Below are 26735 nucleotides of genomic sequence, written 5' to 3'. Positions count from 1 at the left end.
CAGCTTCTCTTCTTAGAGTTGGTCAAAAGTAGATCAAAACCTGATGTAGAGTGGGGGCCTTGAAAGTTTCGTTCATATCAGGAGGCTCCCCGGACCGCCCGCGGAAAGCGAAGCGCCTGGAGCGCAAATCAACCGATGTGGTTTGAAATCGCTTTATAAACTGTCAAATATCGTTCAAGGTTTACTTATTAACAAATGGGTAATAGAGGTTTATGATGTTTATATAAATTGTTTGTGAATGAATTCACAAAAAAGGAGTCTTTCTCATGGAACTTCAACCAATGGAACAAGTGATTAAGCTGGCATTAAAAAAGAAAAAAATACTTGATGAATCTTTCATTAAGTATTTAATAAGAGCAGCTCTGTCTGGTATTTATATTGGATTTGGGATTATGTTATCATTTCGCTTAGGGGAGGGTTTTTTTGATATCCATTCACCGGTTGCATCTATGTTGACTTCCATCTTTTTTGGTATTGCCTTGGTATTAATTATCTATGGCGGTTCAGAATTATTTACAGGTAATACAATGTATTTCACAGTGAGCACATTAAATAAACAAACCTCATGGAAGGATACATTCCAAAATTGGATTGCATGCTATACTGGAAATCTCATAGGTGCTATTTTTTTCGCCCTGCTAGTCCTGTATTCCGGGATTTTTTCATCGCTGGATAATAGTCAGCTTTTAATGGAAACAGCGGCTCATAAAATGGAATATTCAACTATGGAGTTATTTTTCCGAGCCATCCTTTGCAACTGGGTTGTTTGTTTAGCTGTTTGGATCCCTATGCACGTGAAAGGAGATGGAGGCAAAATTGCTGTTATGATGCTCTTAGTGTTTGTCTTTGTTGCTTCTGGCTTCGAACATAGTGTGGCCAATATGGTGACGTTTTCACTTGCCTTAATACTACCCCACCCAGAAACCATAACACTAGCAAGTGCTTTTCATAATTTAATTCCTGTTACAATTGGAAATATTATCGGAGGAGGGCTATTTGTAGGCGGCACCTATGTGTTTTTATCAACAACTTCAAACCAAAAACATCAGCTAAAACTTACGAAAAAAGTAACGGCAAAACCTTCATATTTAAAAAAGGCAAAAGCATAGCCTTCCAATTAGGAAGGCATTCTTTTTTAAATTCTTATTCCTTTATTGATATTCTTGATGTATTGTTCGGCCAATAATTGCTTTACTTCATTGTAGCTTAACCCTGACTGTGCATTTAACCTCTTAACTTCTTCAATATCTGTACCTGCAGCAGTAAATCTTTTTGAGTTCAAAGTCATGTTATTTTATACTCCTTTAGCAAAAAATTTTCTCTAAATGAAAGGTACTTTTTAGGACATACTATAAAAAAAGGAGGCGGTTCCAATTTTTTATGGTAAACGGGCAAAAGACGAAGAAATTGAAACAATCCTGGTGGATACCGAAGTCTATTCCTGTATGGACGACTCATGTATTGGCTGGATGAGAAAAGATTTTGTTACAGACGATTTACTTTGTCCAATGTGTGGCAATCAGATGGCACAGGAAATTCGTGAGCTTCCTAAAATATAATACATTGTTTTTAAAAAGACTGTCTGTTTTCGGACAGTCCTTTCTTTTTTATAGATTTTCGTTTTGCTGGCCAATTTCACCTTCGGCAATAATGGTATTTGCTTCCTCGAGTGCCTCATGTTCATCCACTGAGTCTCCTGGGACATTTTTTAAGTTAGGAAAAACGGCACCAGTATTAACAGTAATGAGTTTTTCCTTTGGTGCCGTTGTGAGGTAATCTTCTTTTTTTGCCATTCGAATCAACTCCTTATGAACAGGTTTTGCTTCAGAAAATCGAATTATGCTTAATTCTTGCTTTTTAAAAAGGAATTTTTTTGAAATAAAAAAACTCTCCGCCAATGGAGAGTTTTCATTTTATTCATCTTTTTTAGATAAACAGCGGTCGCATTCCACTAAGTAAGATTCTGCTTGCTCTTCCATATGTTGACCGCATTCTGGACATTGTTTATTTGGCAAATTACGAAAAAATTCAACAGGGCTCATTAACATATTAAACTCCTCCTTTGATAATACAGATATATTTATTTTTTGCTTGTTGTAGTACAGTGTAGGTAATAAAATTATTCCTCTCTTTTTGACAAACAACGATCACATTCCATTAAGTAAGATTCAGCTTGCTCCTCCATATGCTGACCACATTCTGGACATTCCTTTTTAGGTAACGTACGAAAAAATTCTACTGGATTCATTAACATTTTAAAACTCCTCCTTTATTAATACAGTTTATTAATATTCCCTTTGTTATAGTACAGTATAAACAAAAAAACAGAAAATGTGTAGACCTTTTTTAAAAAAATTTGCACTATTTTAAAAATAAGCCTTTTATCACGGTTATTTTCATTGAATTGTTCTAATTCATCATTATTATGAAAAAGGATAAAATAAATTTTACTATCGTTTCTCCGAATTAGGTCTTCCATAACTAATTTGTTTAAATTACAATCATAGTAGAAATAGACTAGAATAAAGGGGGGAAGCTAGTTAATGAGTGAAATGGCAGGAACGTTTCACCCTTATTTTTTTATAATTGCGATTGGCTTAACCATAATGGCTTCATATACAGCATTAGACATGTTTACCTTAATCCGTTCATCGAATCAGAATAAACGAATGTTGTTCCTTGGCGGGACAATTTCCTTGGGCGTTGGAATATGGATTATGAATTTCATGGTGCTGATTGCTTCTGATACAAATTTGTTATCCAGTTATCATATCCCATTATCCATCCTTTCCATATTTATTGGTGTAGCTTTTACAGGGATGGCCTTTATCCCGTTTTTTGGTAGCAAAATTCAATATTACCATTTAATAATTGGGAGCTTTTTACTAGCACTTGCTGTAATTGCAATCCATGTAATTGGGATTTATGCCATGAACGTGACGATTAAGTATAATGTAGTTTTATTTATTTTTTCAGGCATATTTATTTTTGCTTCTTTTTTATTTTCTTTATCGATTCTTTTTTCTACAAAAAACAATACATTTGGAAACTTAGTCTGGTTAAAACCCATAAGTGCAATTATCATTTCTGGGGCCATTGCCGAAGGGAATATTTTGTTAAAAAAATCTTCTATTATTGCCACTGCAACTAAAGGAATTAATATGTCCGGTACAGATAGCTCCTTTTTTATTTATTTAGTGATATTTGTATCCGTCCTTATAATCGGCGGTCTAATTGTTTCGAGTACCTTGATCAGTAAACAGCTTGCTGCCTCAGATACAAATTTAAATGACATCAAAGCAGCATTGGATGCTTCCACTATTGTGGCCATTACTGACCCATTTGGAACAATCATTTATGTTAATGATAAATTTGAAGAAATTTCTAAGTATACTAAAGATGAAATAATTGGTAAAAACCATCGGTTATTAAATTCAGGGTACCATTCAAAAGAGTTTTTTACTGACTTATGGAAGACTATTCAAGCAGGAAAAGTTTGGCGCGGTGAAATACGAAATAAAGCAAAGGATGGTTCCTTTTATTGGGTGGACACTACGATTGTTCCATTTTTAGATAGGCGGAGGAGGCCGGTCCAATATATTGCGATTCGTTCAGATATTACACAGCGCAAATTAGCGGAGAAGAGTCTTTTAGATTCAACAAAAGAAGTTCGAGATATCACCTTTGCTCTCGACCAATCATCCATCGTGGCTATTACGGATGAAAAAGGAAGAATTACCACCGTAAATGAGAAATTCTGTGAGATTTCCCAATATAACCGCGAAGAACTAATTGGTGAGGATCATCGAATCCTCAATTCCGGATATCACTCAAAAGATTTCTTCAAGGAACTTTGGAGAACCATTGGTCAAGGAAAAGTATGGAAAGGCGAAATTTGCAATCGAGCTAAAGATGGCACACTTTACTGGGTGGATACTACGATTGTTCCATTTCTAAATAGCAAGGGAAAACCATATCAATATGTAGCCATCCGAACGGATATTTCCGATCGTAAACGCGCTGAGGAGCACTTAAAAGAAACCATCAAAGAAAATAATGATATCAAATTTGCCCTCGACCAATCTTCTATTGTAGCGTTTACTGATTCTCGCGGGATCATCACTAATGTCAATGAAAAGTTCTGTGAGATTTCACAATATAGTCGTGAAGAGATTATCGGAAAAGATCACAGAATACTTAATTCGGTCCATCATTCAAAGGAGTTTTTCAAAAACCTATGGAAAACCATTGGAGAGGGAAGGGTCTGGAAAGGTGAAATTCGTAACAAAGCTAAGGATGGAACGTATTATTGGGTGGATACTACAATAGTTCCATTTTTAAATGAACAAGGAAAGCCATATCAATATTTAGCGATCCGCAATGATATCACAGAAAGAAAGAAAACAGAAGAAGTTCTTCATCGTCAGGATAAACTGGCTGCAGTGGGACAATTAGCAGCGGGAGTAGCCCATGAAATTCGTAACCCGCTGACTTCTATGAAGGGCTATGCGGAATTTTTGCAGTTAGATGAGCAGGATCCTGAGCGGTTAGAGTTTTTAAATATTATTCTTGATGAAATTGAAAGGGTAAATACCATTGTTGAGGATTTTATGGTCCTAGCAAAACCAAAGGCAGTAGAATTGGAAGAAAAAAATGTCGTCCAAGTTATTAAAAATGTGGTTTCCTTACTTGAATTTGAAGCAAGAAAGAAAAATGTCCGCCTGGATTTTGACTGTAATCAAGAGATTATTCAAATTGAATGTGATGAGAACCGTTTAAAGCAGGTGTTTTTAAATTTCATTAAGAATGGAATTGAAGCAATGCCAAACGGCGGTGATTTGCATGTGAAAACGATGATACATGAAAATAATGTGCAGATTTCGATTCAGGATACGGGTGTAGGGATTCCAAAGGATAAGTTAAAAAAACTTGGAGAACCATTTTACACTACTAAAAAAACTGGCAATGGTTTAGGGCTGATGGTAAGCTTCAAAATTATTGAAAGCCACAACGGTAAAGTATTTGTTGAAAGTGAACCAAATAAGGGAACAACGTTTAATATCTTATTGCCAGCTAAAACAGCCTAAAAACGAGAGAACTATTCTCTCGTTTTTTCATTTTCTACATTCATAAAATGTACAAAATTTTTGAAAAAAAGAAATCTACAATCGTGATAAATAGACTAATATATTTATATAGGTATTTAGGTTTTTATGGGAGGGTATACAATGGGTGAACCAAATTTTGTGAAAACGATTTGTGGATACTGTGGTACTGGCTGTGGTTTAGTTCTCGAGGTTCAAGATAATAAAATTATGAAAATCCGCGGTGACAAGGAAGCACCAGTCAACAAAGGGCAAACATGTGTTAAGGGAGCCTTTGCCTATGAATATGTGCACGCCAAAAATAGATTATCGTCTCCCCTCATTAAGAAAGCAGGTAAGCTTGTTGAAGCAACGTGGGATGAGGCATATCGATTTATAGCAGATAATTTATCTGCAATTAAAACCAATTGGGGCTCTAATGCGATTAGTATGTTCGCTTGTGCGAGAAGTACAAATGAATCCAATTATATTACACAAAAATTCATGAGAACCGTCATAAATAGCAACAATATCGACGGATGTAACCGAACGTGACATGCTCCGAGCGTTGCCGGTCTGGCAACTGTTTTTGGAAGCGGTTTCCCTACCAATACACTTGAAGACTTTGATCGCGCTGAAGTATTGCTGCTAATGGGCTCCAACACGACAGAGGCTCACCCAATTATTGCTAATCGTATTAAAAAGGCAGCAAAATCAGGGCTAAAAGTAATCGTGATAGACCCTAGAAAAATCGACATGGTCAAAATCGCCCATCGTCATCTTCAAATCAATGTCGGCACAGATATTGCTTTAATCAATTCGTTTATTCATGTGATCTTAAAGGAAGGACTGTACGATCCACTATTTATCGAACAATTTACTTTAGATTTTGAAAAACTTGAAAAACGAGTAGAGCTATATACACCGGAGTATGCAGCATCCATAACAGGGCTTGAAGCTAAAGATATCGTAGAAACGGCAAGAGAGTATGCTGGTTCGAGCGGATCTATGATCGCCTATACCCTTGGAATTACAGAGCATCACTGCGGTGTTAACAATGTATTTGATATTGCCAATCTTTCATTGTTAACTGGAAATATTGGGAAACAAGGTACTGGCATTATGCCCTTAAGAGGACAAAATAATGTTCAAGGGGCAGGGGATATGGGTTGTTTGCCAAATCAACTTGCTGGTGCAATGAGCCTTACAAATGATGAGTTTCGCACGCGTTATGAAAAAGAATGGAACGTTGTGCTCAATCCTCAGGCTGGCGATACACAGACACGCACCTTTGACCGATTAGAAATGGGGGAGTTAAAGGCATTATATATTATCGGCGAGAATCCGCTCCTTGCAGATGTTCATATGAATCATACAAAAACATTATTTGAAAAGCTTGATCTATTAATTGTTCAAGACATTTTCTTAACCGAAACTGCAAAAATGGCAGATGTGGTCTTACCAGCAAAGTCGTGGGGAGAGGTTGAAGGAACATACACGAATACGGATCGGAGAATTCAAAGGGTCCGTAAAGCGGTTGAGGCTCATCCAAATATAAAGGAAGACTGGGAAATTCTTTGCGAGCTTTCTACGTTGATGGGTTATCCAATGCATTATAACAACAGTGAGGAAATTTGGGATGAAGTCAGAAGGATTGCTTGGGAGATGTACGGCGGCATTTCTTATGAACGGCTTGAGAACGAATACAGCATCCATTACCCCTGTCCTGATGAAAAACATCCAGGCACCTATATTATGCATGAAAGGTTCCATCAAACCGAACCACTTGATAAAAAATCACCCTTTGTACCGGTGGATTATACGGCTCCATTGGAATTGCCAGATGAGGAGTTTCCGTTTATGTTAACAACCGGCAGACGATATGAGTCTTATAATACACATTCTCAGACTCGTCATTATGCCGCAGGCGTAAAAATTAAACAAACTGAAGAAACCGTGGATATTCATCCAGATGACGCGAAAGCATTAGGCATATCCGATGGGGAGATTGTACAGGTACGTTCGCGAAGAGGAGAATTAGAGGTGAAGGCAAAGATTACGGAACAAGTTGTCCCTGGCCTAGTGTTTATGAGCTTCCACTGGAGTGAAACCCCAACGAATGTATTAACATTAAATGAATATGACCCAATCTCTGGTACAGCCGAATATAAAGCATGCGCTGTATCGATTTCAAAAATTAGCTAGTTAGTTTTTAGGGGTAGTGTGGATAAAAACTGCACTACTCTTTTATTTTCTGATGTCAGACTATTCAGTTAGTCAGAAATATTATCGTAATATAATTGCCATGCTTGTCATTTAATTAACATCTCCCTGTTCTTTGTTTCAGAAAATTTCATGTTATTATGAGTACAAGTTAGCAACGAAAGAACATGGGAGGAACAAACAATGATAAGTAAAATAAAAACATTCATCGCAGTTGCTGCACTCTCAGGAACTGTAGGCGCTAATGTACATGCGGCGGAATTAACTGTGAAAAAAGGAGATACCCTTTGGGATCTGTCAAAAGTACATAATACATCTGTAGAGAACATTCAAAAATGGAATCACCTTTCTACTGACCTGATTCATCCAGGAGATGTATTAACAATCGCAACGGAAAAGCAATATACGGTATTAAAGAACGATACATTATGGGATATTGCACAAAAATTCCAAGTATCTGTTTCTCAAATAAAAGAATGGAATAAATTAAACACAGATTTAATTCATCCAGGTTTAAATCTAGTAATCTATCAAGGATTAACCAATCAGAATATAAATAAGCCTGAGCCTGTTAAATCAGCTGCAGTAAGTAAACCTTCTGAGACCAAAGCAGCTTCTGCTCCAGTTCAAGTTGCACCTGCTCAAGCTGCTCCAGCTCAAGCTACTCCAGCTCAAGCTACTCCAGCTCAAGCTACACCAGCTCCTGCACCTAAACCTGAGGCTAAGGTAAGTGAACCGGAGAAGACAAAGGAAATTACTGTTAAGGCTACAGCATATACAGCTTCCTGTGAAGGTTGTTCCGGTACTACAGCTACAGGAGTTGATTTAAACGCCAACCCAAATGCAAAGGTAATTGCAGTTGATCCGTCTGTCATTCCATTAGGAAGTAAAGTGTATGTTGAAGGATATGGCGTTGCCACAGCTGCTGATACAGGAGGAGCAATTAAAGGAAATCGCATAGATGTGTTTATTTCTTCTGAACAAAAAGCGATTCAATGGGGTAAAAAGCAAATAACCATTAAAATATTAAATTAATAAAAAAAGTGTCAGGTACCATTATTCGGTACCTGACACTTTTTTTATTATCCTACATGTTTAGCAATCGTTTTGGCCACTGTTGCTTTTCTCTGATAGAAGAACCAGTTAAGACCAAAGGCGACTACATAAAAACCGATGAAGAAATAGAAAGCTGTTACAGGAGTACCAGTTGCATTTACAGACCATCCAAAAAGTTTAGGGATGAAGAATGATCCATAGGCAGCGAAGGCCGCTGAAAAGCCAATTACTGGTGCTGCTTCTTTAGGTATGAAAATGCTTGGAATCATTTGGAATGTTGATCCAGAGCCAATACCAGATGCAAGGAATAATACCAAGAAAGCCATTAAGAAACCTGCAAATTGTTTACCATTTAAGAAATAAATAACTCCTGCAGCGCCAATCCCCATAATTACTAATACGTATGCAGTGACTTTTGCCCCGCCAAGTTTGTCAGCTAGCCATCCGCCAACAGGTCTTGCAGCAGCGGCTACAAGTGCACCAAGGAAGGCAAGTGAGATATGTTCAGGAAATTGAGATTTTAGTAAAAGCGGAAATGCCGCAGAATACCCAATGAATGAACCAAAAGTAGCCACATATAGAGCGGTCATAATCCATGTATGCTTACGTTTTACGATGACAAATTGATCTGTTACAGATTGTTTAGCGCCTGGGACATTATCCATTTTAAATAAAGCAAGGAGTGTCATTATAACGATTGGGATTACCCAGATAAATGCTGCATTTTGTAACCATACGTCCTGACCGTTTGCTAATACTTGTTTGTCACCAACCAAAGCGAATGTTCCTGAAGTAATAATTATAGGTGTTACGAATTGGACAACTGATACACCCATATTACCTAAACCGCCGTTAATACCAAGGGCTGTTCCTTTTTCTTTCTTAGGAAAGAAAAAGCTGATATTAGCAGAAGAAGAAGAGAAGTTACCGCCGCCAAGTCCGCAAAGTGCTGCAAGCAATAGCATGATAGAGAAAGGAGTATCTGGATTTTGGACGGCAAAACCAATTCCAATTGCCGGTATAGCTAAAATGGCGGTAGATATTACTGTCCAGTTTTTTCCACCCATTGAACCAGCTGCGAATGTATAGACAAAGCGAAGCGTTGCACCGACTAGTCCTGGAATTGCAGCGAGTGTAAATAATTGTTCCTCAGTAAATTGAAAACCGATATCGTTAAGACGAACTGCAACAACTGACCAAATCTGCCAAACGATGAATGCAAGCATTAATGAAGGAACAGAGATCCAAAGGTTTCGCCTTGCATGTTTTTTTCCTTCTGCGTTCCAGAACTTTTCATCTTCTGGATTCCAATAATTAATTCGAGCCATTTTTAATTCCCCCTAAAATCTTTTTAAAATTTATCTTTGAAGTAGTTAATGTTGTTTATGTTGTAACTATAAATCAGATGGTAACATGATTTTTGTGACGTACGTCACAAAAATGGTGAAGGAATTGTGAACTGAAGGGCAATGACAAAAAGTTGTAATATTTATCGCACTATCAACCCAAAACAAATGAGAAAGAGACCCTAAAGTGAGGGTCTCTTTCTCATTTGTTTTATTATTTTGCGGGCTTTATCATATCTTCGTAAAACATGCCAACGTAGTTTTTTGTTTCGCCAATGCCGTCTTTGATAGCGGTTATGGTTAACCATTCCCGATAAATCTCATTGTTTTTCCGTTTGTTCCAAATGTACCCTTCCCAAACGCCATTCATTTTTAATTCAGACCACATATTTTTATAAAATTCATTGTCATGTTCACCAGATTGAAGGACACTTGGTGTTTTCCCAATCACTTCATTTTGCGTATAACCTGTTATTTTTGTAAAGGCCGGATTAACATTTTGAATGATCCCGTTAATATCGGTTACACAGATTCCATCAACGGCATGGTTTACAATTTTGGAGGAGAGATCGAGCTTTTCCTGATAATAAAGCCAAACAACCATGACTAAGCTCGCTAATGAAAATTCTGATAAGGACATAAATCCAATTGCATAATGACCTGTAAAATTAAAGAGAATGGTTAGAATAATTGGGGGAAAGAAACCTCCCAGGCCGCCCATTGCAGCGACAATCCCATTGACAATACCTGCCTGTTTTGAAAAATATAACGGGACAAGCTTAAAGATAGCTCCGTTTCCAATGCCGGCAAAGAAGGCAACAAGCAAACAGCCAAACGAATAGATCGGTAAAGAAGGGGTAAAAGATAAAAGAAATCCAGCGAATGTCAGACTGAAAAATACCGCCATTAGAATAAGGAATGGATTAATTTTATCCCCTAGCCAGCCGCCAATTGGTCTGAATAATGTTGCTAAAGCAATAAAACCTGCTGTCCGGAGCCCGGCATCTACCTTATTCAATTCAAAATGATTGACTAAAAATGAAGGTAAATAAATGGTAAAGGCCACAAATGAACCAAATGTAATAAAATAAAACAAGCTTAAGAACCAAAGTTTCGGATTTTTATATACTTCCTTGACTTGCTCTGATATTGGATGAAAGGCTTTCTTTTCTTTTCGGTCCCCTAAGAGAAGATTAAATAGGGCAAAGACTAAAACGAGAATGAGGTAAATCTTTACAGTCGTTCTCCAGCCAAATTCATTGGCTAAAACAGGAGCTAAAAAGGATGTAACTGCCGTTCCAATGTTCCCAGCCCCATAAATTCCATTGATGAAGCCATGTTTTTCTTTTTTATAATATTTAGGTAAAGAAGTGACGCCGATTGAAAATATTGCTCCGCCAACTCCAAGAAAAAAACCGCCTATTATTAACATGAATAACGAATCTGCATAACTAATAACAGAAATTGGTATAAGGAGAATGATAAAACTGCTTGAGAACAATTTTCTTGCACCATAACGATTCGTCCAATAACCTATCGGAACCCTTAGAATGGAGCCTAAGATAACAGGTACGTCAGTTGCCCAAGCAATCTGATTTGAGGAAAGTTCAAAATCTGCCTTGATAAAAGGCATAAGTGAAGAAATAAGTACCCATGTCATAAAGCCGGCAACAAGACTTCCCGTTTGAAGAAAAAGTTGTTTTGTTCCTTGGTTCATAAATAATCCCCCTTTTAGTGCATTTATTCAATCAAATTCCACTATTAAATCATTCATTACAATAAAAGAAAGCATGATGTTTTGCGAAAATTTTCTTTGAGTATTATAAAACAATTTTCTAAAATTGACTGTGAGGTTAGACACAAATCTATTAAAATTCCAAAATAATTAGGTAACAGGTTGGAAAAATTAAGATTGAATATGACACAGGATAGGGAGAATATTATGCAGCGATAAAAATAACATCAAGGAGGATTTTTGACGAGATGGCAGATCAATATGCAGTAATTGGTTTAGGAAGGTTTGGGTTAAGTATTGCCAATAAATTATTTGAATCCGGCCAAGAAGTACTTGGTATTGATGTGAATGAAGAAAGGGTGGAGGACTCTCATCGGTATGTGACACATGCCGTCATTGCGGATTCTACCGATTCAGAGGCATTAAAATCAATTGGAATCCGTAACTTTGACAATGTGATAGTGGCAATCGGCAATGACATCCAAGCTAGCATTTTAAGCGTCTTGCTCTTAAAGGAACTGGGTGTTAAAAAGGTAATCGCAAAGGCTTTAAATAAGCTTCATGGTCAGGTCCTAAAAAAGGTGGGTGCAGACTGGGTCGTATTTCCTGAACGTGATATGGGAATTAGAGTGGCTCATCACCTTTTATCTCCCAATGTGTTGAATTTTATCGAAATTTCAAAGGATTACAGTGTAGAGGAGGTTAAGATCCCTGATCGAATGGTAGAAAAAACTTTACGAGAAATAGACCTTAGGGCAGAGTATAATATTAGTGTAATTGCCATCCGCCATGACAACGAAATTAATATATCACCTTCACCAGATAAAAAAATCAGTTATGGCGATGTCTTAGTTGTCATTGGTGAAAATCGCGACCTTGAGCGGTTTGCTAATCTTCAATAAAGAGGCCCCCCAATTAATTGGGGGGCTGTTTTGGTAGTAGAATATAGCTGACCCCGCCGTTTTATTTGTGAATCCATTAGCCCAATCCCTTAATCCTTAATGGGAACAAGAATGTTAACATCCTCTGAATAGGCTATGACTTCTAATTGGCCGCCTTTTGCCATAGCCTCTATTCCATTTGACTTATCCAATTTAATTTTTCAGCATTTTGCAGTTTTTTGTGCTAAAATTGCTAAATTTCTCTCTATTATTTTTGCCTTTCATAATAAAAAATGATGGATGGATGCAGGCATGTTACTATAGAAATAACAAATGTAAATGGGAGCGATGTTCGATGAATTTTCAAGATATTAAATCTTTTGACGAACGATTAGAGTTTTTGAAAAATCTATCAAAAAAATTTATTAATAGAGCCCATCAGGTGGACATTGAAGGTAGCTTTCCCTTTGAAAATATTCAGGATTTAAAAAACACAGGCTATACCTCATTAACAGTCTCGCAAAAATACGGTGGGGAGGAAATTTCCCTATATGAGTTAATCCGCTTCCAGGAAGTAATTGCAGAAGGTGATGGTGCTACCGCTCTTTCAATAGGCTGGCATATGGGAATCATTCTTAATTTATGTGAAAAAGAACCATGGGATGAAGTCATTTTTAGAGAGCTATGTGAAAAGGTGAAACAAGGTGCTTTAATAAATAGTGCTCAATCAGAACCAATGACCGGAAGTCCAACGCGCGGGGGCAGGCCAGAGACCAGTGCGCAAAAAAGTGGGAACAATTGGTTGATTCATGGCAGGAAAACCTTTACGACAATGTCTCCTGTTCTTGATTATTTTATTGTTAGTGCAGCAATAAAAGATTCTAATGAAATTGGCAACTTCCTTATCCCACGGTCTGCAAATGGAGTCGATATAGAAGAAACGTGGGACAGCATCGCTTTAAGAGGCACAGGTAGTCATGATTTAATTCTTAATAACGTAATGATACCTGATGAGAACTTCGTTGAACGAGTTCGCCCCGAAAGCAAAAGAGCTAACGGCTGGCTTCTTCATATCCCAGCTTGTTATCTTGGAATTGCAAAAGCCGCTAAAAGGTATGCTATACAATTTGCTGAGAACTATGCACCTAATAGTATTCAGGGAACTATAATCGATTTACCAAACGTACAGCAAAAAATAGGCGAAATCGAGTTGAAAATTATGCAGTCAGAATATTTTTTATATAGTGTTGCAAAACAATGGGATGTTTCGAATGAACAAGAAAGAAATAAGATGGGGCCAATATTGGGTGCTGCAAAGTTAACCGTTACAAATTCGGCTATTTCTATAGTAGACCTTGCCATGAGAATCGTTGGGGCCAAAAGTCTTTCCATACAAAATCCCCTGCAGCGATATTATCGAGATGTACGAGCAGGCCTGCATAATCCTCCGATGGATGATATGACAATTCAACTACTTGCAAAACATAGCATTCTTAACTGCGATTAAAAACAACCAGCCACCCGGCTGGTTGTTTTATGAGACTGATTCAATAATTTGAATCCTCATAAAACGAGTCAAGTCAAAAAAAAATGATTCGACAAGAAACTTCATATAATATAGAAAAGTTCTTTTCAATATCATTTTTATAATTTAGATTCTCAATGGAAATGTTATAAAAAAGGAGTGAAGCATAATGCCCAGAGGGAAAGAATTAGAGCAGTTGCCAATGGCAAATATTGCGCCTGGCGCTGGGAAGGATGCAGGTAAATATAATCGAGAAGTGCTTGGAAGTATTGTGCAGCAAGAACAGCCGCATCCAGGGGACATTGATAAGGAAAATGAGGACATGATTTAAGGCAGGCTCCCAAGCCTGCCTTTTACCTTCATATATAAATGAATTATTCTTCGAAGAGTTCACCAATTTCCACTACTGTTCTTTCTTCAAGCGGTCCCCGCAAATGGACTGTTGCTGTTTTTCCATCTTCATTTAATTGGTCAATCCATACGGAAGCCCCGTTATATTTGACCTCAATATCAGCGGAAGAAGATATTATTTGTTTTACTCGATTCACATTCATATTTTCACTCCTAATTATAATATTTGTAACCGTTTTCCAAAACTATATATTATAGAAGAAACTCGGTTTTACTTGATGATTATCGTTCATAAGGCTCAATTTGAACACCATTGATCGTACCGGGTTGGTCAATCTCTTCAAGACTATTTAAATAATTAGTCAGTTCTACTTGCAAGTCCTTTGGAGCACCTGGTTTTAAATGCCAGTTACCGGGTTCATCAACGAAATATGGACTCTTCGTAAATTCAGGCCTTATTCTCGGCATGTTAATTTCTCCTTTTTATAATAACTATATATTTAGACTAACCAGTAAGCACGGAAGTCATGCAAAATCCCCATCTTTAAAGATAAGTCAAAAATCATATTGCATCCTCAATTTTTCAGGTATAGAATAGATGGAAATCACTTTCATATTGGAATTTCCATCATTTGGTTGAAATTAAATAAAGAAAAAGATGAAACTAATTATAAGTGGAATCGTCTTATATAATTGAGGATTGAAAAGAGTCATGTCCAACAAATAACCAACATAATATTAAAGGGATAATTAATGGACACGGATTTAACAAGCCGTATGGGGAATTCGGTTTGTCGAATGGGCTAGAAAAAAGACGTAAGTTTTTGATCGAATACCATTTGAAATGGAATATTTTATGTTTTTCTTTTTAAAGAATCTGTGTTATAGTAATTGAGGTTCGTTTACCGGAGCTTATTTTGGTAAGTGAGAGGAGAATTATAGAGATGAATAAAATTAGACTACCTAAAAAATTCAGCAATAGTCATATTACATTCTTCGCCATTGCCGTCGTATTATTCTGGATCAAAACATATGCGGCATATCAAATTGAATTTAACTTAGGCATTGATAACAGCCTGCAGAAATTTTTGTTATTAATTAACCCATTAAGCTCAGCGCTTTTCTTTTTTGGATTTGCACTTCTATTTAAGAAGCGCACTAAGCTTGTCATGATTATTACTAACTTCATTTTATCATTCTTGTTGTACGCAAATATTGCCTATTATCGCTTTTTTAATGATTTTATAACCGTGCCAGTTTTAATGCAGACTAAGACAAACGCGGGACAGCTTGGGGACAGTGCTCTTTCATTAATGTCACCCTTAGATATTTTTTATTTTACCGATATGTTTATCTTAATTGCTTTAGCATTAACAGTATTTAAGAAAGTAACGGTAACGAACAGAAAATCCTTTAAAATTGTTTTGCTTTTTTCAATCACTACGTTTTTATTTAATCTTGGTCTAGCCGAAAAGGATCGTCCGCAGCTCTTAAGCCGTTCCTTTGACCGAAATTATTTAGTGAAGTATCTAGGTGCTTATAACTTTACGATCTATGATGTGATTCAAAACATTAAGTCATCAAGTCAAAGAGCATTAGCTGATTCAAGTGATATTACAGATGTTGAGAACTATCGTAAAGCAAATTATGCGGCACCAAACCCTGAATATTTTGGTAAAGCTAAAGGAATGAACGTCATTTATATTTCAATGGAATCATTTCAAAGCTTTATGATCAATTATAAAATGCCTAATGGGCAGGAAGTAACACCATTTCTTAACTCGCTAACACATGACAAAAACACGTTTTATTTTGAAAACTTTTATCATCAGACAGGGCAGGGAAAAACGTCTGATGCTGAGTTCTTGATGGAAAACTCATTATATCCAATGGCTCAAGGTGCCGTTTTTGTTAACAAAGCACAAAACACTTATCAAGCAACTCCTTCTATCCTAAAGGGTTATGGATATAATTCCGCAGTATTCCACGGGAACTATAAGACGTTCTGGAATCGAAATGTAATGTATAAAGCTTTAGGTTATGATCAGTTTTTTGATGCTGAATACTATAGCATGAGCGAAGAAAATACGAAGAACTATGGCATGAAGGATAAACCTTTCTTTAAGGAATCAATGCCATTACTAACAAACTTGAAACAGCCTTTCTATACAAAGTTTATTTCTTTATCGAACCATTTCCCATTTGAAATGGATCCACAAGATACTGATTTTCCTGCAGGCGATACCGGTGACACAGTTGTTAACCAGTATTTCCAATCAGCACATTATATGGACCAAGCATTTGAGCAGTTCTTTAATGATTTAAAGGCTTCTGGTTTATATGATAATACTGTAATTGTTATGTACGGTGACCACTACGGAATTTCAGAAAATCATAATGATGCTATGGCAAAGGTTCTTGGTGTTGATGAAATTACTCCAGCAATCAATGCTAATTTACAGCGAGTTCCATTATTTATTCATGTCCCTGGTGTAAAAGGAGGTATTCAGAAGCAGTATGGCGGTGAAGTTGATGTACGTCCTACACTTCTGCACTTACTAGGAATCGACACTAAGGATTACATGGAGTTTGGATCAGATTTATTATCTAAGGACCACCGCAATTGGGCTCTATTCAGAAATGGAGATTTTGTCTCACCTGAAGTTATTCAGGTTAAAGACAAATGCTATTCCACTGCGACTGGTGAAGTAACGGATAAAGCCAATGCTTGTAAGGATATTAGTGATAAGGTAAATACTGAGCTTCAAATGTCCGATGAGGTTGTTTATAAAGACTTATTACGTTTCTATAAGCCGCAGGGATATACACCTATTAATCCGAACGATTATGAATATTTAGGACCAAAAGGGAATAAAGGAACCAAAACGACGACTGGAAATAATTAAACTTGAGAGAAGAAATTTTCTTCTCTCTTTTTTTGTTTGATAGGTAATCGTGTATTTTATGCGATCCAAAAGAAGCTCAAAAAAAGGGTATTGGTATTTGGTCCATTGAAAATTATGCCCAGGAATTCCACCAACGATAATATTGTTTGGTTTTGTACTGAAAAGGAAGCTTAGGATGCTGGCCATCATAAATCAAAACGGTAGGATAATAAATCTTATAAAGGAGCAGTGAGCAATGTTAGAAAAGCTCACTGTTTTTTTATGTTTTTATGATATTAAAATAGCTAAGATTTAATGATTATCATATAATATATGAAATATATGCAACAGTAGGGGGAGAGCAAATGCGAGACGTAAAATTAATAAATATCTTTGAACATCATATTGCACAAAAATATTTAAATCGCTCAGGACTTGCCCATGCGATTGCAGTCGCGTATCATGCATTTCACTTAGGGAGAGAGCAAAAGCTTGATGTGGATATTGCGTCAAAAGCAGGACTTCTTCACGATATGGGGCATTATACATGGTATAAAAACGGAAAATGGGATTATGAATTGTACAAGCAGAATGATATTCATGCCATAAAAGGAGCAGAGCGTGCCCATAAGCTGCTAATTCGTCTTGGAGAAAATCCAATAAAGGCAAAAACAATTGCTCTGGCCATTTTATTTCATACTGATTCATTTTTGCCTTCGAATGACATCGTACGGACACCGTTGCAGCAAATCGTAAAATGGGCAGATGAAAAGGATGAAGAAGAAGGCGGGATGCATCATTACCGAACAATTGAATATGAGAGAGCAAAACAAAGTATCATTCGCCTTGATCAATGGATAGATGCAGAGATCTCTGAGAAATAAAGGATAACAGCTGTGTAATTACTTACACAGCTGTTATTTATTTTACTGTAAAATATTGAGATAATTACCAAAATGGTGTAAAATTTCACTATAGTGGCAAATGAAGATTACATTAAGCTTTAAAATACATACCTAATCATTGTTCGTTAAGGGGGATAAAGATGGAGCCTAATAGCAGGGAAGAGAAAAGACGAATCTTCAGGCAGGAGCTTTTCACCTTAAGGGAAGAAGGATACTTAACAAAGAATATCGTAGAATTAGTCGCGAAAGCACATAATCAGTTTCATTTGGATTTAATCGAGGAAGATGCAATGCAAATGCCAATTGAAAAGGAAATACCGATAAATAAAAAAGTTGATCCGCCTAAACCTCAAAAAGTAAAAAAGACACTATCTCCTGAAGAAATTCGTGAAAGGAATATTACGTGGTCCCTAAATATCGGGGTTATTTTTCTCTTAATAGGGGGCTTATTTGTAGCGACTAGTAACTGGGAATCAATGACAAGTGTGATGAAAAGCGGTTCTATTGCCATTGTTTCGTTATTATTTTACGGAATTGCCGTGCTAGCAGCTAAAGTGTTAAAAATTGACAAAACAGCGTTTGCTTTTACTGTGTTAGGCAGTTTGTTTTTACCTATTTTTATTTTGTCACTTGGATGGTTTGGTCTTTTAGGCACTTATTTATCGATAAGCGGTGAAGGAAAATATGTCCTAGGTATGATGGGGAGTTTTCTTCCGCTCATCGTTTATACAACATTTGCTAGTAAGTTGAAATCTAGATTATTTGTTTGGTTTTCTTATGTAACAGTCACTGCAGGGGCAGCATTTTTAGCTGCTTCATTGAAGCTTAGTGTCGATTTCTTTTATCTGGGTATGATGCTTTTTAATGCCATAATAATTATCATATATCATAGATTAAAAGGTAATGAAGCATATAAATTATTTTCAAAAGAATTTGTCCTATATGTACAAGTCAATCTCGTTCTTTGTACACTTTTTATGCTGTTCTTATATAATAATGAAGTATTATACAGCTTCAATCTTCTCCTAACAGCCATCATATATTTATCAATGATGTTTGTCAGCGGGAGAAAAGAATATCATTTTATTTTTAGTATCATGGTTGTATACGGGGCCTATCAGTTGATTGAACATAGTTTCCTTGATTATTTCGGATCCGTAATCTATGGAATGGTTGGCTTTGCAATCGTGTTTGTGCCAAAGGCACTTGGCGGGAAATTCGCTCTGGATAAAGTCTTTCAATATACAAGTGCGATTATCTCAGGTTTCGCCTTTATCTACATTAGCCTTGAAGGATTCTTACAGCGAGCGGGCAATCCATCCATTGTGTTAATGCTGGCTTATTTAGTTATAGCTGGTAATTTTCTCTATTTATCCCATAACAGTAAGATGCCATTATTCCCTTATTTAAGTGCAGTTTTTACGGCATCAAGTCTCTATGAAGCGATCGCAATGGTCACTAAACCTATTCAATTGAGTATTTCTTTATCTGTTTTTATAACAGGTTTTATTTTGTTTATCGTTTTTGGAATTGTTGTTTCAAATAAAATTATTAAAATCATTCAGAACAGTTCAAAAGATGTTGGATTGGGGATTATGACCTTGGCCATAATGGCAGCCCTTGTTTTCTTCAAGTGGTGGGAGCTGGGAGTCATGCTTCTGCTTGTTACTGTCATTTCCTTTTTAGTCATTAAAAAGGAAAAAAGGCGCTACTATAAAGATGCAGCCTTGTGGGTTTTGCCCGTATCATTTGGTCTTGCCGCGCTGGCATTTGGAGAAGAAATCAATTCAAACTCTCCAATTTACTATGCTGAATACGGATATGCTGTAAACCTTGCGGTTGGTGCTTTCCTTGTTTTAGTATCAAACTTTGCTTGGAGAAAAGCTGCTGAAAAAGAGTTAGAACGAATATCTTTGTATATTTCGCAAGGATTTTACACTATTAGTATTGCCTGTGCCATTTTTTGCCCAATTAATGTTCTTTGGGTTCAGCCATTTGTTTTATTAATTGGTATTGGTATGTATTATTATTTGTATAAAAAGGTTGGAACAAAATGGGTTCCCTATCTTATTTGCTCTGCAACCTTTCTAACATACTTTTCCATCGTAAATGCAGTTTCCCAAAGCATCCATTTAAATCAAACAACTAATTCTTTAATGGCTTCAACAAGTGCAGTTATTCTGCTTTTAATGGCTTTAATTAGTCGTAAATCGGATAAGAAATTATACAATGCTTTTGCTTGGACAGGACACATGATATTTCCATTCACTCTTGCCTTTACCTGGTTTTCCTATAACATTGAATCCATTTATAGTTTTATCACGGCATTAGTTGTATACGGGCTAAGTACAAAATATGCAATTAAAGAATGGAAGATTAGGGTATTTCTATATGGAAGTTTTACAACACTTTTCGTTACGGTATCCTTGGCAATGGATGAAATCCTCGTCCAATATTTTGGAAATTATGAATTCCCGATCACCAGCTGTCTCATCTTAATCGTTTCACTGGCGGTTAATAAGGCGATGCAACAAAGAACATCCTATTATTTAGTGCCATTTTCGATCATTGGAATAAGCTTGATGATCATAAATTATCCATTTTCATGGGTTACATATGTCATTACATGCCTATATGCATTTGCAACCGTATTTTATTTGCATAAAATTAAATGGAGTCTCATTGGGATCATTCCATTATTATTGGCATTTTTAGCCACTGCAGAAATATCATATGTAAGTGACATGAATGAAGTTGAAAAAATGCTTTTATCTGGCGGAATGGGTATTGTATTGTCTGTATTCGGCCAATTAAAGTATAAAATGCTGTTAGAAAACGGAAAAAAACTGCAGGAGATAAAAATTGATGGTTTTACTATCATTTCTTTCTTGTATTTTTGGTTGATGTACTTTTTTGAAAATCAAGCTTTGTGGAGTCATGTTATTCCAGGTGTTCTCATTGCAGCCTTAATATGGATGCAAAGGAAAAGAGTACCTGAAAATATTTCTGTATTTATGTCGATCCTCGGTGGGGCCTATTTATTACAACCGTACTATTCGATCATTCATGAACTCAATATCCCAGCACTGTGGGAGCGGGAGGTAGTAGTTCTTCCATTTATTTTGCTGGTGATTTTCAGCAGGTTCCTTTTAAAAGGCAGATATTCGGAAATTACTAAAGCGATTCAATGGGGAGTCCTAATTATTGTTGCCCTTCTTTTAATTCAGGATGGGTTATCAAGCAGTACGATATATGATGCGATAATTTTAGGTTCCCTCTCATTATTATCGATGATATCAGGGATGTTCTTACAAATTAAGTCTTACTTTTTTACGGGTGCCGGTGTATTACTTTTAAATGTATTCCTGCAAACACGTCCTTACTGGGGCAATATGCCGTGGTGGTTTTACCTATTAATTGCTGGCTTAGTCTTAATTTCTATTGCAAGCTTTAATGAATGGCATAAACAAAAAGTATTAAAAGGGGAAAAAACGTTTATTTCGAGCTTAAAGGAGAAGGTAATTGATAGAATCAAAAAATGGGACTAATAATCTAAATAGTCTTGTGGTAATTTATTAGCGGATAGGTTAAATGCCTGTCTGCTATTATTTTGGTGTTTTTGACCAATCAGTCAAAGCAATACTTATAATTTTTCGTTGACCTAATTATTTATTTCATATATAGTAGGAATTGTTATGACCAGTCAGTCATTAATTGATTCTTCCAAAATAGAAAGGACAAACAAATGAATCGAATTATTAATTTTTCGCTTAAAAACAAGTTTGCTATTTGGTTAATTACTTTAATTATTACGGCTTCGGGATTATATTCTGGATTAAATATGAAACTAGAAACATTACCGGATATTACAATTCCCGTTGTAACTGTTACTACCGTTTATCCGGGAGCAGCGCCAGAACAAGTGGCAGAAAAAGTTTCGGAACCGATTGAACAGCGCCTTAAAAACCTAAATGGTGTAAAAACAGTCAGCTCCAACTCCTTCCAAAATGCTTCAGCGATCCAAATTGAATATGCCTACGAAAAGGATATGGAAGAAGCGAAACGAGAGGTAGAGGAAGCCTTGGCAGATGTTACCCTTCCAGAGGGAGCGGTGAAACCTGAAATCTCCCGGATTAGCTTCAATGCATTTCCGATTCTCGCTTTAAGCGTCTCCAATGAGGATAAATCCTTGGATCAATTGACAAATGATGTGGAAAAGCAAATCCTCCCGGCCTTGGAAGGGTTAAACGGGGTTTCATCTGTAAAAATTGCCGGTCAGGAAGTTAAAGAAATTCAATTAACCTTTAAGGAAGATAAGCTAAAACAATATGGACTAAATAAAGATACCGTTCAAAACGTAATCAAAGGGTCAGATGTCACTTTCCCATTAGGCTTATATACCTTTAAAGATACTGAAAAATCAGTTGTGGTGGAAGGTAACATAAAATCGCTGAATGATCTGAAAGAAATGAAAATCCCAGTTGTTCCCGCACAGTCTCAGGGTTCGACAGGTAGTTTCCCTGGGCAGTCTGGGGGTGCACAGGCGGCACAAAGTTCAGCAGGTCAACAGATAGGACAAAGTAATACAGGTTCACTCAAACAGGCCCCACAAATGCCAACCATCATGCTTAAGGATATAGCGGATATCAATGAGGTGGGACGTGCGGAGTCAATTTCTCGGACAAATGGCAAAGAAGCAATTGGAATTCAAGTTATTAAGGCTGCGGACGCGAATACCGTTGAGGTTGCTAATGAGGTAAAAGCAGAAATTAAGAAATTCGAGAAAAAAATGAAAGGCTCCGAATTCGAGACAACTTTTGACCAAGGAAAACCAATCGAAGAGTCCGTTAGCACGATGCTGAATAAAGCCTTGTTTGGAGCATTATTTGCTGTAATCATTATCATGTTGTTTTTAAGAAGCTTTAAATCAACACTGATTTCAATCATTTCAATCCCTTTATCGCTTTTAATTGCCATTTTGTTATTAAACCAAATGGATATTACCTTGAATGTCATGACCTTAGGAGCTATGACGGTCGCGATTGGCCGTGTCATTGATGACTCTATCGTCGTGATTGAAAATATTTACCGGAGAATGTCATTAACGGGTGAGGAACTAAAAGGAAAAAATCTCATTCGCTCTGCGACGAAGGAAATGTTTATTCCAATTATGTCTTCTACAATTGTAACGATTGCTGTTTTCTTACCATTAGGATTAGTAAAAGGACAAATTGGAGAATTGTTTCTTCCATTTGCGCTAACCATTGTATTTGCATTATTGGCTTCACTTCTTGTAGCAATTACAATCGTTCCAATGATGGCCCATACGATGTTCAAAAAGGGAATTGACCGAAAGCACCATCATGACGATGAAAAACCTGGAAAACTAGCTCAGGTATATAAACGGATATTAAATTGGTCACTGAATCATAAAATTATTACCATTAGTTTGGCTATACTTTTGTTAGTGGGAAGTTTCGCCTTGGTGCCATTAATTGGCGTAAGTTTTATTCCCTCTGACGAAGAAAAAATGGTTGTGGCTACCTACAAGCCTGACCCTGGCCAAACACAGGATGAAGTTACAAAGATTGCTAATCAGGCAGAGGATTATTTTCAGGACCGTAAGGGGGTAGAACTTGTCCAATATACAGTTGGCGGGGAAAACCCAATGAATCCAGGGGCATCCAATCAAGCGATGTTTTTCGTAAAATACGATAAGGATACGGAAAACTTCGATAAAGAAAAGGATTTAGTCATTAAAGAACTGCAAAAAAACACTGGTAAAGGTGAATGGGGAACACAAGACTTCTCTGGCGGTGGTTCAAGCAATGGTCTAACCTACTTTGTTTATGGTGAAAAGCTGTCAGATATCGAGCCGACAGTTAGAAAAATCGAAAATTTAATGAAGGATAATAAATCGCTTCGAAATGTAGATACGAGCATGTCCAAAACGTATGACGAATACACATTAACGGCTGATCAGGAGAAGCTGAGTAAGCTTGGATTGACAGCCGCACAGATTGGGATGGAGTTATCACAAAACCGTTCCCGTCCTGTTATCACAACCATTCAAAAAGACGGCAAAGAATTAAATGTTTATCTGGAAGTTCCGAAACAAGAATTCACGACTGTGAATGATTTGACCAATAAGACGATAAAATCAGCCATAGGCCAAGAAGTAAAGATTGCAGATTTGGTGCAAATAAACGAAGGTAAAACATCTGATACGGTTACAAGAAGAAATGGTGAAATTTATGTTTCTGTCAGCGGTGAAATTACCAAAAAGAATATCTCTAAAACTTCTGCTGCTATTCAAAAGAAGGTAGATAAAATATCTGTACCTGCAAATGTCACAGTGAAAACAGGTGGAGTAACTGAAGATATTAAAGAATCGTTTACACAATTAGGGATAGCGATGCTTGCTGCGATTGCGATTGTATATTTAATTTTGGTTATTACGTTCGGTGGAGCGCTAGCACCATTTGCCATCCTGTTTTCGTTGCCATTCAGCATTATTGGTGGCCTGGTTGGATTATTAATTGCTGGGGAAACCATCAGTATTTCAGCGATGATTGGAGCTTTGATGTTAATTGGTATTGTAGTTACAAATGCGATCGTTCTGATTGACCGAGTTTTAAACAAGGAAAAAGAAGGATACAGCACAAGAGAAGCATTATTAGAAGCAGGAGCAACAAGACTTCGTCCAATTCTAATGACGGCTATCGCTACAATCGGCGCGCTTATTCCATTAGCCTTAGGAATTGAGGGCAGCGGCGTTATATCTCGAGGATTAGGGGTTACTGTAATTGGCGGTTTAACGAGTTCAACCCTCTTGACCCTCGTAATTGTGCCAATTGTATATGAGGGATTAAGAAAAAGGAAAAAAATGATTGTTGATGTTGACCAATAAGACTATATTGAAAAATAACATAATGTTTGTTATAATAGTAATAATTTAATAATCGTTTTTTTGGAGGAGTCTGTCACCAAGGGATTTTTATGTCCTTTGGTTGACAGGCTTTTTTGTATCAAATTAGGGTCTGTTATTCAATAACAGACCCTTTTTATTTTTTATAAAAGGCTATTTTCGCATAAATTGTTGTTTTTCGTAAAAGGTTTATTAACCCGTATATCCAGAAGCGTCGTGGCATCTTTTCGTAAGAACTTTTGCGAAAATTGCCTAGATACTTAGAAAATGAACCTTATTAAGTTCCAAAAGCAACAAAGTTTACGAAAAGAGCCTTATTGAAAGAAAGGTGATGGGGATGAATTTAATTTTTGAGTTGGCGATTATTTTACTTGCATCTAAGATTGCGGGGGATCTTAGTGTTAAACTAGGGCAGCCCTCGGTATTAGGGAAGCTTTTGATTGGAATTATACTCGGGCCGGCAGTATTGGGAGTCGTTTCAGAAACGGCTACACTAGAGGAATTAAGTCAAATTGGTGTAATTTTACTAATGTTTATTGCTGGCTTAGAAACAGATGTGGACGAATTTAAACGAAGCGGCAAAGCTTCATCACTTGTAGGAATTAACGGAATTATTGTCCCTTTAGGAATAGGTTATCTAGCTGGTTACCTAATGAACATGTCAACAATCGAAGCATTATTTTTAGGGTTATTGCTTTCGGCCACAAGCGTAAGTATTTCCGTTCAAGCGCTTAAAGAACTAAATAAAATGCAGTCAAAAGAAGGAACTGCGATTTTAGGTGCAGCCGTAATAGACGATGTTCTTGTAATCCTTGCTTTAGCCTTTTTAATGAGTATGGCTGGCGGTGAGGTAAATCTAAGCATGATTGTTTTGAAAAAGGTACTCTTTTTTGGAGGTGCTATTTTAATAGCTTGGAAGGTTGTACCCTGGGTTTTAAAAAAGTTTGCGCCACTAAAGGTGACGGAATCACTTATTTCGGCTGGGTTGATTATTTGCTTTCTTTATGCCTATGCGGCTGAATTAGCGGGAGTAGCGGCGATTATAGGAGCTTACATTGCTGGAACTGCTATTAGCTTAACAGATTACAAGCGGGAGATATTTGAAAAGGTTGAAACTATTGGCTATTCCGTCTTTGTTCCTGTTTTCTTTACTTCTATTGGTGTGAAAGCAAGCTTCGAAGGTCTGTTAGAAAATGGGGGTCTGATTATTGGACTTAGTATTCTTGCAATCTTAACAAAATTAATTGGAGCGGCACTAGGAGCTAGAATGGCCCGCTTTTCTTGGAAAAGCTCGCTTGGAATCGGTGCGGCCATGGTTTCCCGCGGGGAGGTTGCCCTAATTATTGCTTCAATTGGCTTAGAAACAAAGCTAATCACTGAAGCATTATTTTCTATTTTAGTTATAGTCGTCCTCATTACAACGATTGTTACTCCACCGATGATGAAATTCTTTTTTAAACAGGAGCGGAATAAAAAAGCCATGAAAAGTACTGCTTAATGAAAAAGACATCCAGTCAAATGATAGACTGGATGCTTTTTCATTTTTAGTACAGTTTTTTTTATTGCACCCCCAAAATCGAAAAAAAATACACGAATAGTTTGGTAACTTAAAAAAACTAATTTACTTAGGAGGTTAGATATGGGAAACGTATTAATTGATATCGACAAACTACTAGAAGCCACTGTTGATCTAACATCTGGGAAAAATAGTAATAAAGTAAAACCGGTTGAGATTGATAAATTGCTTGATAACACACGTGATTGGTAAATCATATTTTGGTTCCCTGGCTCATAACTTAAAAATATACTATCAGAA

22 protein-coding genes are annotated in these 26735 nt (G+C 36.7%); 14 read left to right on the top strand and 8 right to left on the bottom strand.

Annotated features, from left to right (window positions below; translation table 11 throughout):
* Positions 1-266 precede the first annotated feature (266 nt).
* Positions 267-1109 carry a formate/nitrite transporter family protein gene (locus PH210_RS21565; RefSeq protein ID WP_289988381.1) on the top strand — a complete coding sequence of 281 codons (843 nt, stop codon included), beginning with the start codon at positions 267-269 and terminating at the stop codon, positions 1107-1109.
* A 26-nt stretch (positions 1110-1135) separates the two neighbouring features.
* Here the strand turns inward: PH210_RS21565 and PH210_RS21560 are convergent, their stop codons facing one another.
* Positions 1136-1288, bottom strand: a complete 153-nt coding sequence (locus PH210_RS21560; RefSeq protein WP_223595457.1) for a hypothetical protein — start codon at positions 1286-1288, stop codon at positions 1136-1138.
* Positions 1289-1373: 85 nt separating this feature from the next.
* On the opposite strand from PH210_RS21560, the gene PH210_RS21555 reads away from it, so the two are divergent.
* Complete coding sequence (locus PH210_RS21555; RefSeq protein ID WP_223595594.1) at positions 1374-1559, top strand: cold-inducible protein YdjO-related protein; 186 nt, start codon at positions 1374-1376, stop codon at positions 1557-1559.
* Positions 1560-1607: 48 nt separating this feature from the next.
* Here the strand turns inward: PH210_RS21555 and PH210_RS21550 are convergent, their stop codons facing one another.
* The 3 genes from PH210_RS21550 to yhfH (PH210_RS21540) all read right to left on the bottom strand — a co-directional run bounded on the left by PH210_RS21550 (position 1608) and on the right by yhfH (PH210_RS21540) (position 2254).
* Positions 1608-1793 carry a hypothetical protein gene (locus tag PH210_RS21550; RefSeq protein WP_223595458.1) on the bottom strand — a complete coding sequence of 62 codons (186 nt, stop codon included), beginning with the start codon at positions 1791-1793 and terminating at the stop codon, positions 1608-1610.
* 120 nt (positions 1794-1913) lie between these two features.
* Positions 1914-2048, bottom strand: coding sequence for a protein YhfH (gene yhfH, locus PH210_RS21545; protein ID WP_289988378.1), 135 nt, complete (start codon positions 2046-2048; stop codon positions 1914-1916).
* A gap of 71 nt (positions 2049-2119) precedes the next feature.
* Positions 2120-2254 (bottom strand): protein YhfH, encoded by a 135-nt coding sequence (yhfH, locus tag PH210_RS21540; RefSeq protein WP_090757656.1) that lies wholly within the window; start codon positions 2252-2254, stop codon positions 2120-2122.
* A gap of 289 nt (positions 2255-2543) precedes the next feature.
* Here yhfH (PH210_RS21540) and PH210_RS21535 point away from each other — a divergent pair, with 289 nt between their 5' ends.
* From PH210_RS21535 to PH210_RS21525, 3 genes are all read left to right on the top strand, one after another.
* The gene (locus tag PH210_RS21535) at positions 2544-5087 is read left to right on the top strand and encodes a PAS domain S-box protein (RefSeq protein WP_289988370.1); all 2544 of its coding nucleotides are present in this window, start codon (positions 2544-2546) and stop codon (positions 5085-5087) included.
* Positions 5088-5213: 126 nt separating this feature from the next.
* Complete coding sequence (gene fdhF, locus PH210_RS21530) at positions 5214-7289, top strand: formate dehydrogenase subunit alpha (RefSeq protein ID WP_354670006.1); 2076 nt, start codon at positions 5214-5216, stop codon at positions 7287-7289.
* A 201-nt stretch (positions 7290-7490) separates the two neighbouring features.
* Positions 7491-8342 (top strand): LysM peptidoglycan-binding and 3D domain-containing protein, encoded by an 852-nt coding sequence (locus tag PH210_RS21525; RefSeq protein ID WP_289988367.1) that lies wholly within the window; start codon positions 7491-7493, stop codon positions 8340-8342.
* 47 nt (positions 8343-8389) lie between these two features.
* Here the strand turns inward: PH210_RS21525 and PH210_RS21520 are convergent, their stop codons facing one another.
* Complete coding sequence (locus PH210_RS21520) at positions 8390-9691, bottom strand: MFS transporter (RefSeq protein ID WP_289988365.1); 1302 nt, start codon at positions 9689-9691, stop codon at positions 8390-8392.
* Positions 9692-9923: 232 nt separating this feature from the next.
* Complete coding sequence (locus PH210_RS21515) at positions 9924-11426, bottom strand: nitrate/nitrite transporter (protein WP_289988363.1); 1503 nt, start codon at positions 11424-11426, stop codon at positions 9924-9926.
* Positions 11427-11692: 266 nt separating this feature from the next.
* On the opposite strand from PH210_RS21515, the gene PH210_RS21510 reads away from it, so the two are divergent.
* The 3 genes from PH210_RS21510 (at position 11693) to PH210_RS21500 (ending at position 14181) form a co-directional block, all read left to right on the top strand.
* Complete coding sequence (locus PH210_RS21510; protein WP_289988361.1) at positions 11693-12346, top strand: potassium channel family protein; 654 nt, start codon at positions 11693-11695, stop codon at positions 12344-12346.
* A 334-nt stretch (positions 12347-12680) separates the two neighbouring features.
* Positions 12681-13832 (top strand): acyl-CoA dehydrogenase family protein, encoded by a 1152-nt coding sequence (locus PH210_RS21505; RefSeq protein WP_289988360.1) that lies wholly within the window; start codon positions 12681-12683, stop codon positions 13830-13832.
* Positions 13833-14019: 187 nt separating this feature from the next.
* Positions 14020-14181, top strand: coding sequence for a hypothetical protein (locus PH210_RS21500; RefSeq protein ID WP_289988357.1), 162 nt, complete (start codon positions 14020-14022; stop codon positions 14179-14181).
* A 43-nt stretch (positions 14182-14224) separates the two neighbouring features.
* On the opposite strand, the gene PH210_RS21495 is transcribed toward PH210_RS21500, so the two are convergent.
* Together PH210_RS21495 and PH210_RS21490 are read right to left on the bottom strand one after the other, a co-directional pair.
* Positions 14225-14404 carry an H-type small acid-soluble spore protein gene (locus PH210_RS21495; protein ID WP_289988356.1) on the bottom strand — a complete coding sequence of 60 codons (180 nt, stop codon included), beginning with the start codon at positions 14402-14404 and terminating at the stop codon, positions 14225-14227.
* Between the two features lie 79 nt (positions 14405-14483).
* Complete coding sequence (locus tag PH210_RS21490) at positions 14484-14669, bottom strand: hypothetical protein (RefSeq protein ID WP_289988354.1); 186 nt, start codon at positions 14667-14669, stop codon at positions 14484-14486.
* A gap of 476 nt (positions 14670-15145) precedes the next feature.
* Here PH210_RS21490 and ltaS point away from each other — a divergent pair, with 476 nt between their 5' ends.
* From ltaS to PH210_RS21460, 6 genes are all read left to right on the top strand, one after another.
* Complete coding sequence (gene ltaS / locus PH210_RS21485; RefSeq protein ID WP_289988352.1) at positions 15146-17107, top strand: lipoteichoic acid synthase; 1962 nt, start codon at positions 15146-15148, stop codon at positions 17105-17107.
* Between the two features lie 344 nt (positions 17108-17451).
* Positions 17452-17970 (top strand): HD domain-containing protein, encoded by a 519-nt coding sequence (locus PH210_RS21480; RefSeq protein WP_289988350.1) that lies wholly within the window; start codon positions 17452-17454, stop codon positions 17968-17970.
* Positions 17971-18131: 161 nt separating this feature from the next.
* Positions 18132-21539 carry a hypothetical protein gene (locus tag PH210_RS21475; protein WP_289988347.1) on the top strand — a complete coding sequence of 1136 codons (3408 nt, stop codon included), beginning with the start codon at positions 18132-18134 and terminating at the stop codon, positions 21537-21539.
* A gap of 197 nt (positions 21540-21736) precedes the next feature.
* Positions 21737-24901 carry an efflux RND transporter permease subunit gene (locus PH210_RS21470; RefSeq protein ID WP_289988346.1) on the top strand — a complete coding sequence of 1055 codons (3165 nt, stop codon included), beginning with the start codon at positions 21737-21739 and terminating at the stop codon, positions 24899-24901.
* A 355-nt stretch (positions 24902-25256) separates the two neighbouring features.
* The gene (locus tag PH210_RS21465; protein ID WP_289988343.1) at positions 25257-26417 is read left to right on the top strand and encodes a cation:proton antiporter; all 1161 of its coding nucleotides are present in this window, start codon (positions 25257-25259) and stop codon (positions 26415-26417) included.
* 141 nt (positions 26418-26558) lie between these two features.
* The gene (locus tag PH210_RS21460; RefSeq protein WP_289988342.1) at positions 26559-26687 is read left to right on the top strand and encodes a hypothetical protein; all 129 of its coding nucleotides are present in this window, start codon (positions 26559-26561) and stop codon (positions 26685-26687) included.
* Positions 26688-26735 lie beyond the last annotated feature (48 nt).

Origin of the sequence: Paenibacillus sp. BSR1-1 (assembly GCF_030403775.1) — a bacterium.
Lineage (GTDB): Bacteria > Bacillota > Bacilli > Bacillales > Cytobacillaceae > Neobacillus.
Note: the sequence above shows the minus strand (reverse complement) of the source record. Positions and strands in the feature narration are given on the sequence as shown.

Bases quoted from the DNA above. Each gene is read 5' to 3' on its own strand.
- PH210_RS21520 (WP_289988365.1), bottom strand. From the start codon at position 9,691: ATGGCTCGAATTAATTATTGGAATCCAGAAGATGAAAAGTTCTGGAAC.
- PH210_RS21525 (WP_289988367.1), top strand. From the start codon at position 7,491: ATGATAAGTAAAATAAAAACATTCATCGCAGTTGCTGCACTCTCAGGA.
- PH210_RS21515 (WP_289988363.1), bottom strand. From the start codon at position 11,426: ATGAACCAAGGAACAAAACAACTTTTTCTTCAAACGGGAAGTCTTGTT.
- ltaS (WP_289988352.1), top strand. From the start codon at position 15,146: ATGAATAAAATTAGACTACCTAAAAAATTCAGCAATAGTCATATTACA.
- PH210_RS21500 (WP_289988357.1), top strand. From the start codon at position 14,020: ATGCCCAGAGGGAAAGAATTAGAGCAGTTGCCAATGGCAAATATTGCG.
- PH210_RS21510 (WP_289988361.1), top strand. From the start codon at position 11,693: ATGGCAGATCAATATGCAGTAATTGGTTTAGGAAGGTTTGGGTTAAGT.
- PH210_RS21535 (WP_289988370.1), top strand. From the start codon at position 2,544: ATGAGTGAAATGGCAGGAACGTTTCACCCTTATTTTTTTATAATTGCG.
- PH210_RS21565 (WP_289988381.1), top strand. From the start codon at position 267: ATGGAACTTCAACCAATGGAACAAGTGATTAAGCTGGCATTAAAAAAG.
- PH210_RS21490 (WP_289988354.1), bottom strand. From the start codon at position 14,669: ATGCCGAGAATAAGGCCTGAATTTACGAAGAGTCCATATTTCGTTGAT.
- yhfH (WP_289988378.1), bottom strand. From the start codon at position 2,048: ATGTTAATGAGCCCTGTTGAATTTTTTCGTAATTTGCCAAATAAACAA.
- PH210_RS21470 (WP_289988346.1), top strand. From the start codon at position 21,737: ATGAATCGAATTATTAATTTTTCGCTTAAAAACAAGTTTGCTATTTGG.
- PH210_RS21465 (WP_289988343.1), top strand. From the start codon at position 25,257: ATGAATTTAATTTTTGAGTTGGCGATTATTTTACTTGCATCTAAGATT.
- PH210_RS21550 (WP_223595458.1), bottom strand. From the start codon at position 1,793: ATGGCAAAAAAAGAAGATTACCTCACAACGGCACCAAAGGAAAAACTC.
- PH210_RS21505 (WP_289988360.1), top strand. From the start codon at position 12,681: ATGAATTTTCAAGATATTAAATCTTTTGACGAACGATTAGAGTTTTTG.
- PH210_RS21495 (WP_289988356.1), bottom strand. From the start codon at position 14,404: ATGAATGTGAATCGAGTAAAACAAATAATATCTTCTTCCGCTGATATT.
- PH210_RS21460 (WP_289988342.1), top strand. From the start codon at position 26,559: ATGGGAAACGTATTAATTGATATCGACAAACTACTAGAAGCCACTGTT.
- PH210_RS21475 (WP_289988347.1), top strand. From the start codon at position 18,132: ATGGAGCCTAATAGCAGGGAAGAGAAAAGACGAATCTTCAGGCAGGAG.
- yhfH (WP_090757656.1), bottom strand. From the start codon at position 2,254: ATGTTAATGAATCCAGTAGAATTTTTTCGTACGTTACCTAAAAAGGAA.
- PH210_RS21560 (WP_223595457.1), bottom strand. From the start codon at position 1,288: ATGACTTTGAACTCAAAAAGATTTACTGCTGCAGGTACAGATATTGAA.
- PH210_RS21480 (WP_289988350.1), top strand. From the start codon at position 17,452: ATGCGAGACGTAAAATTAATAAATATCTTTGAACATCATATTGCACAA.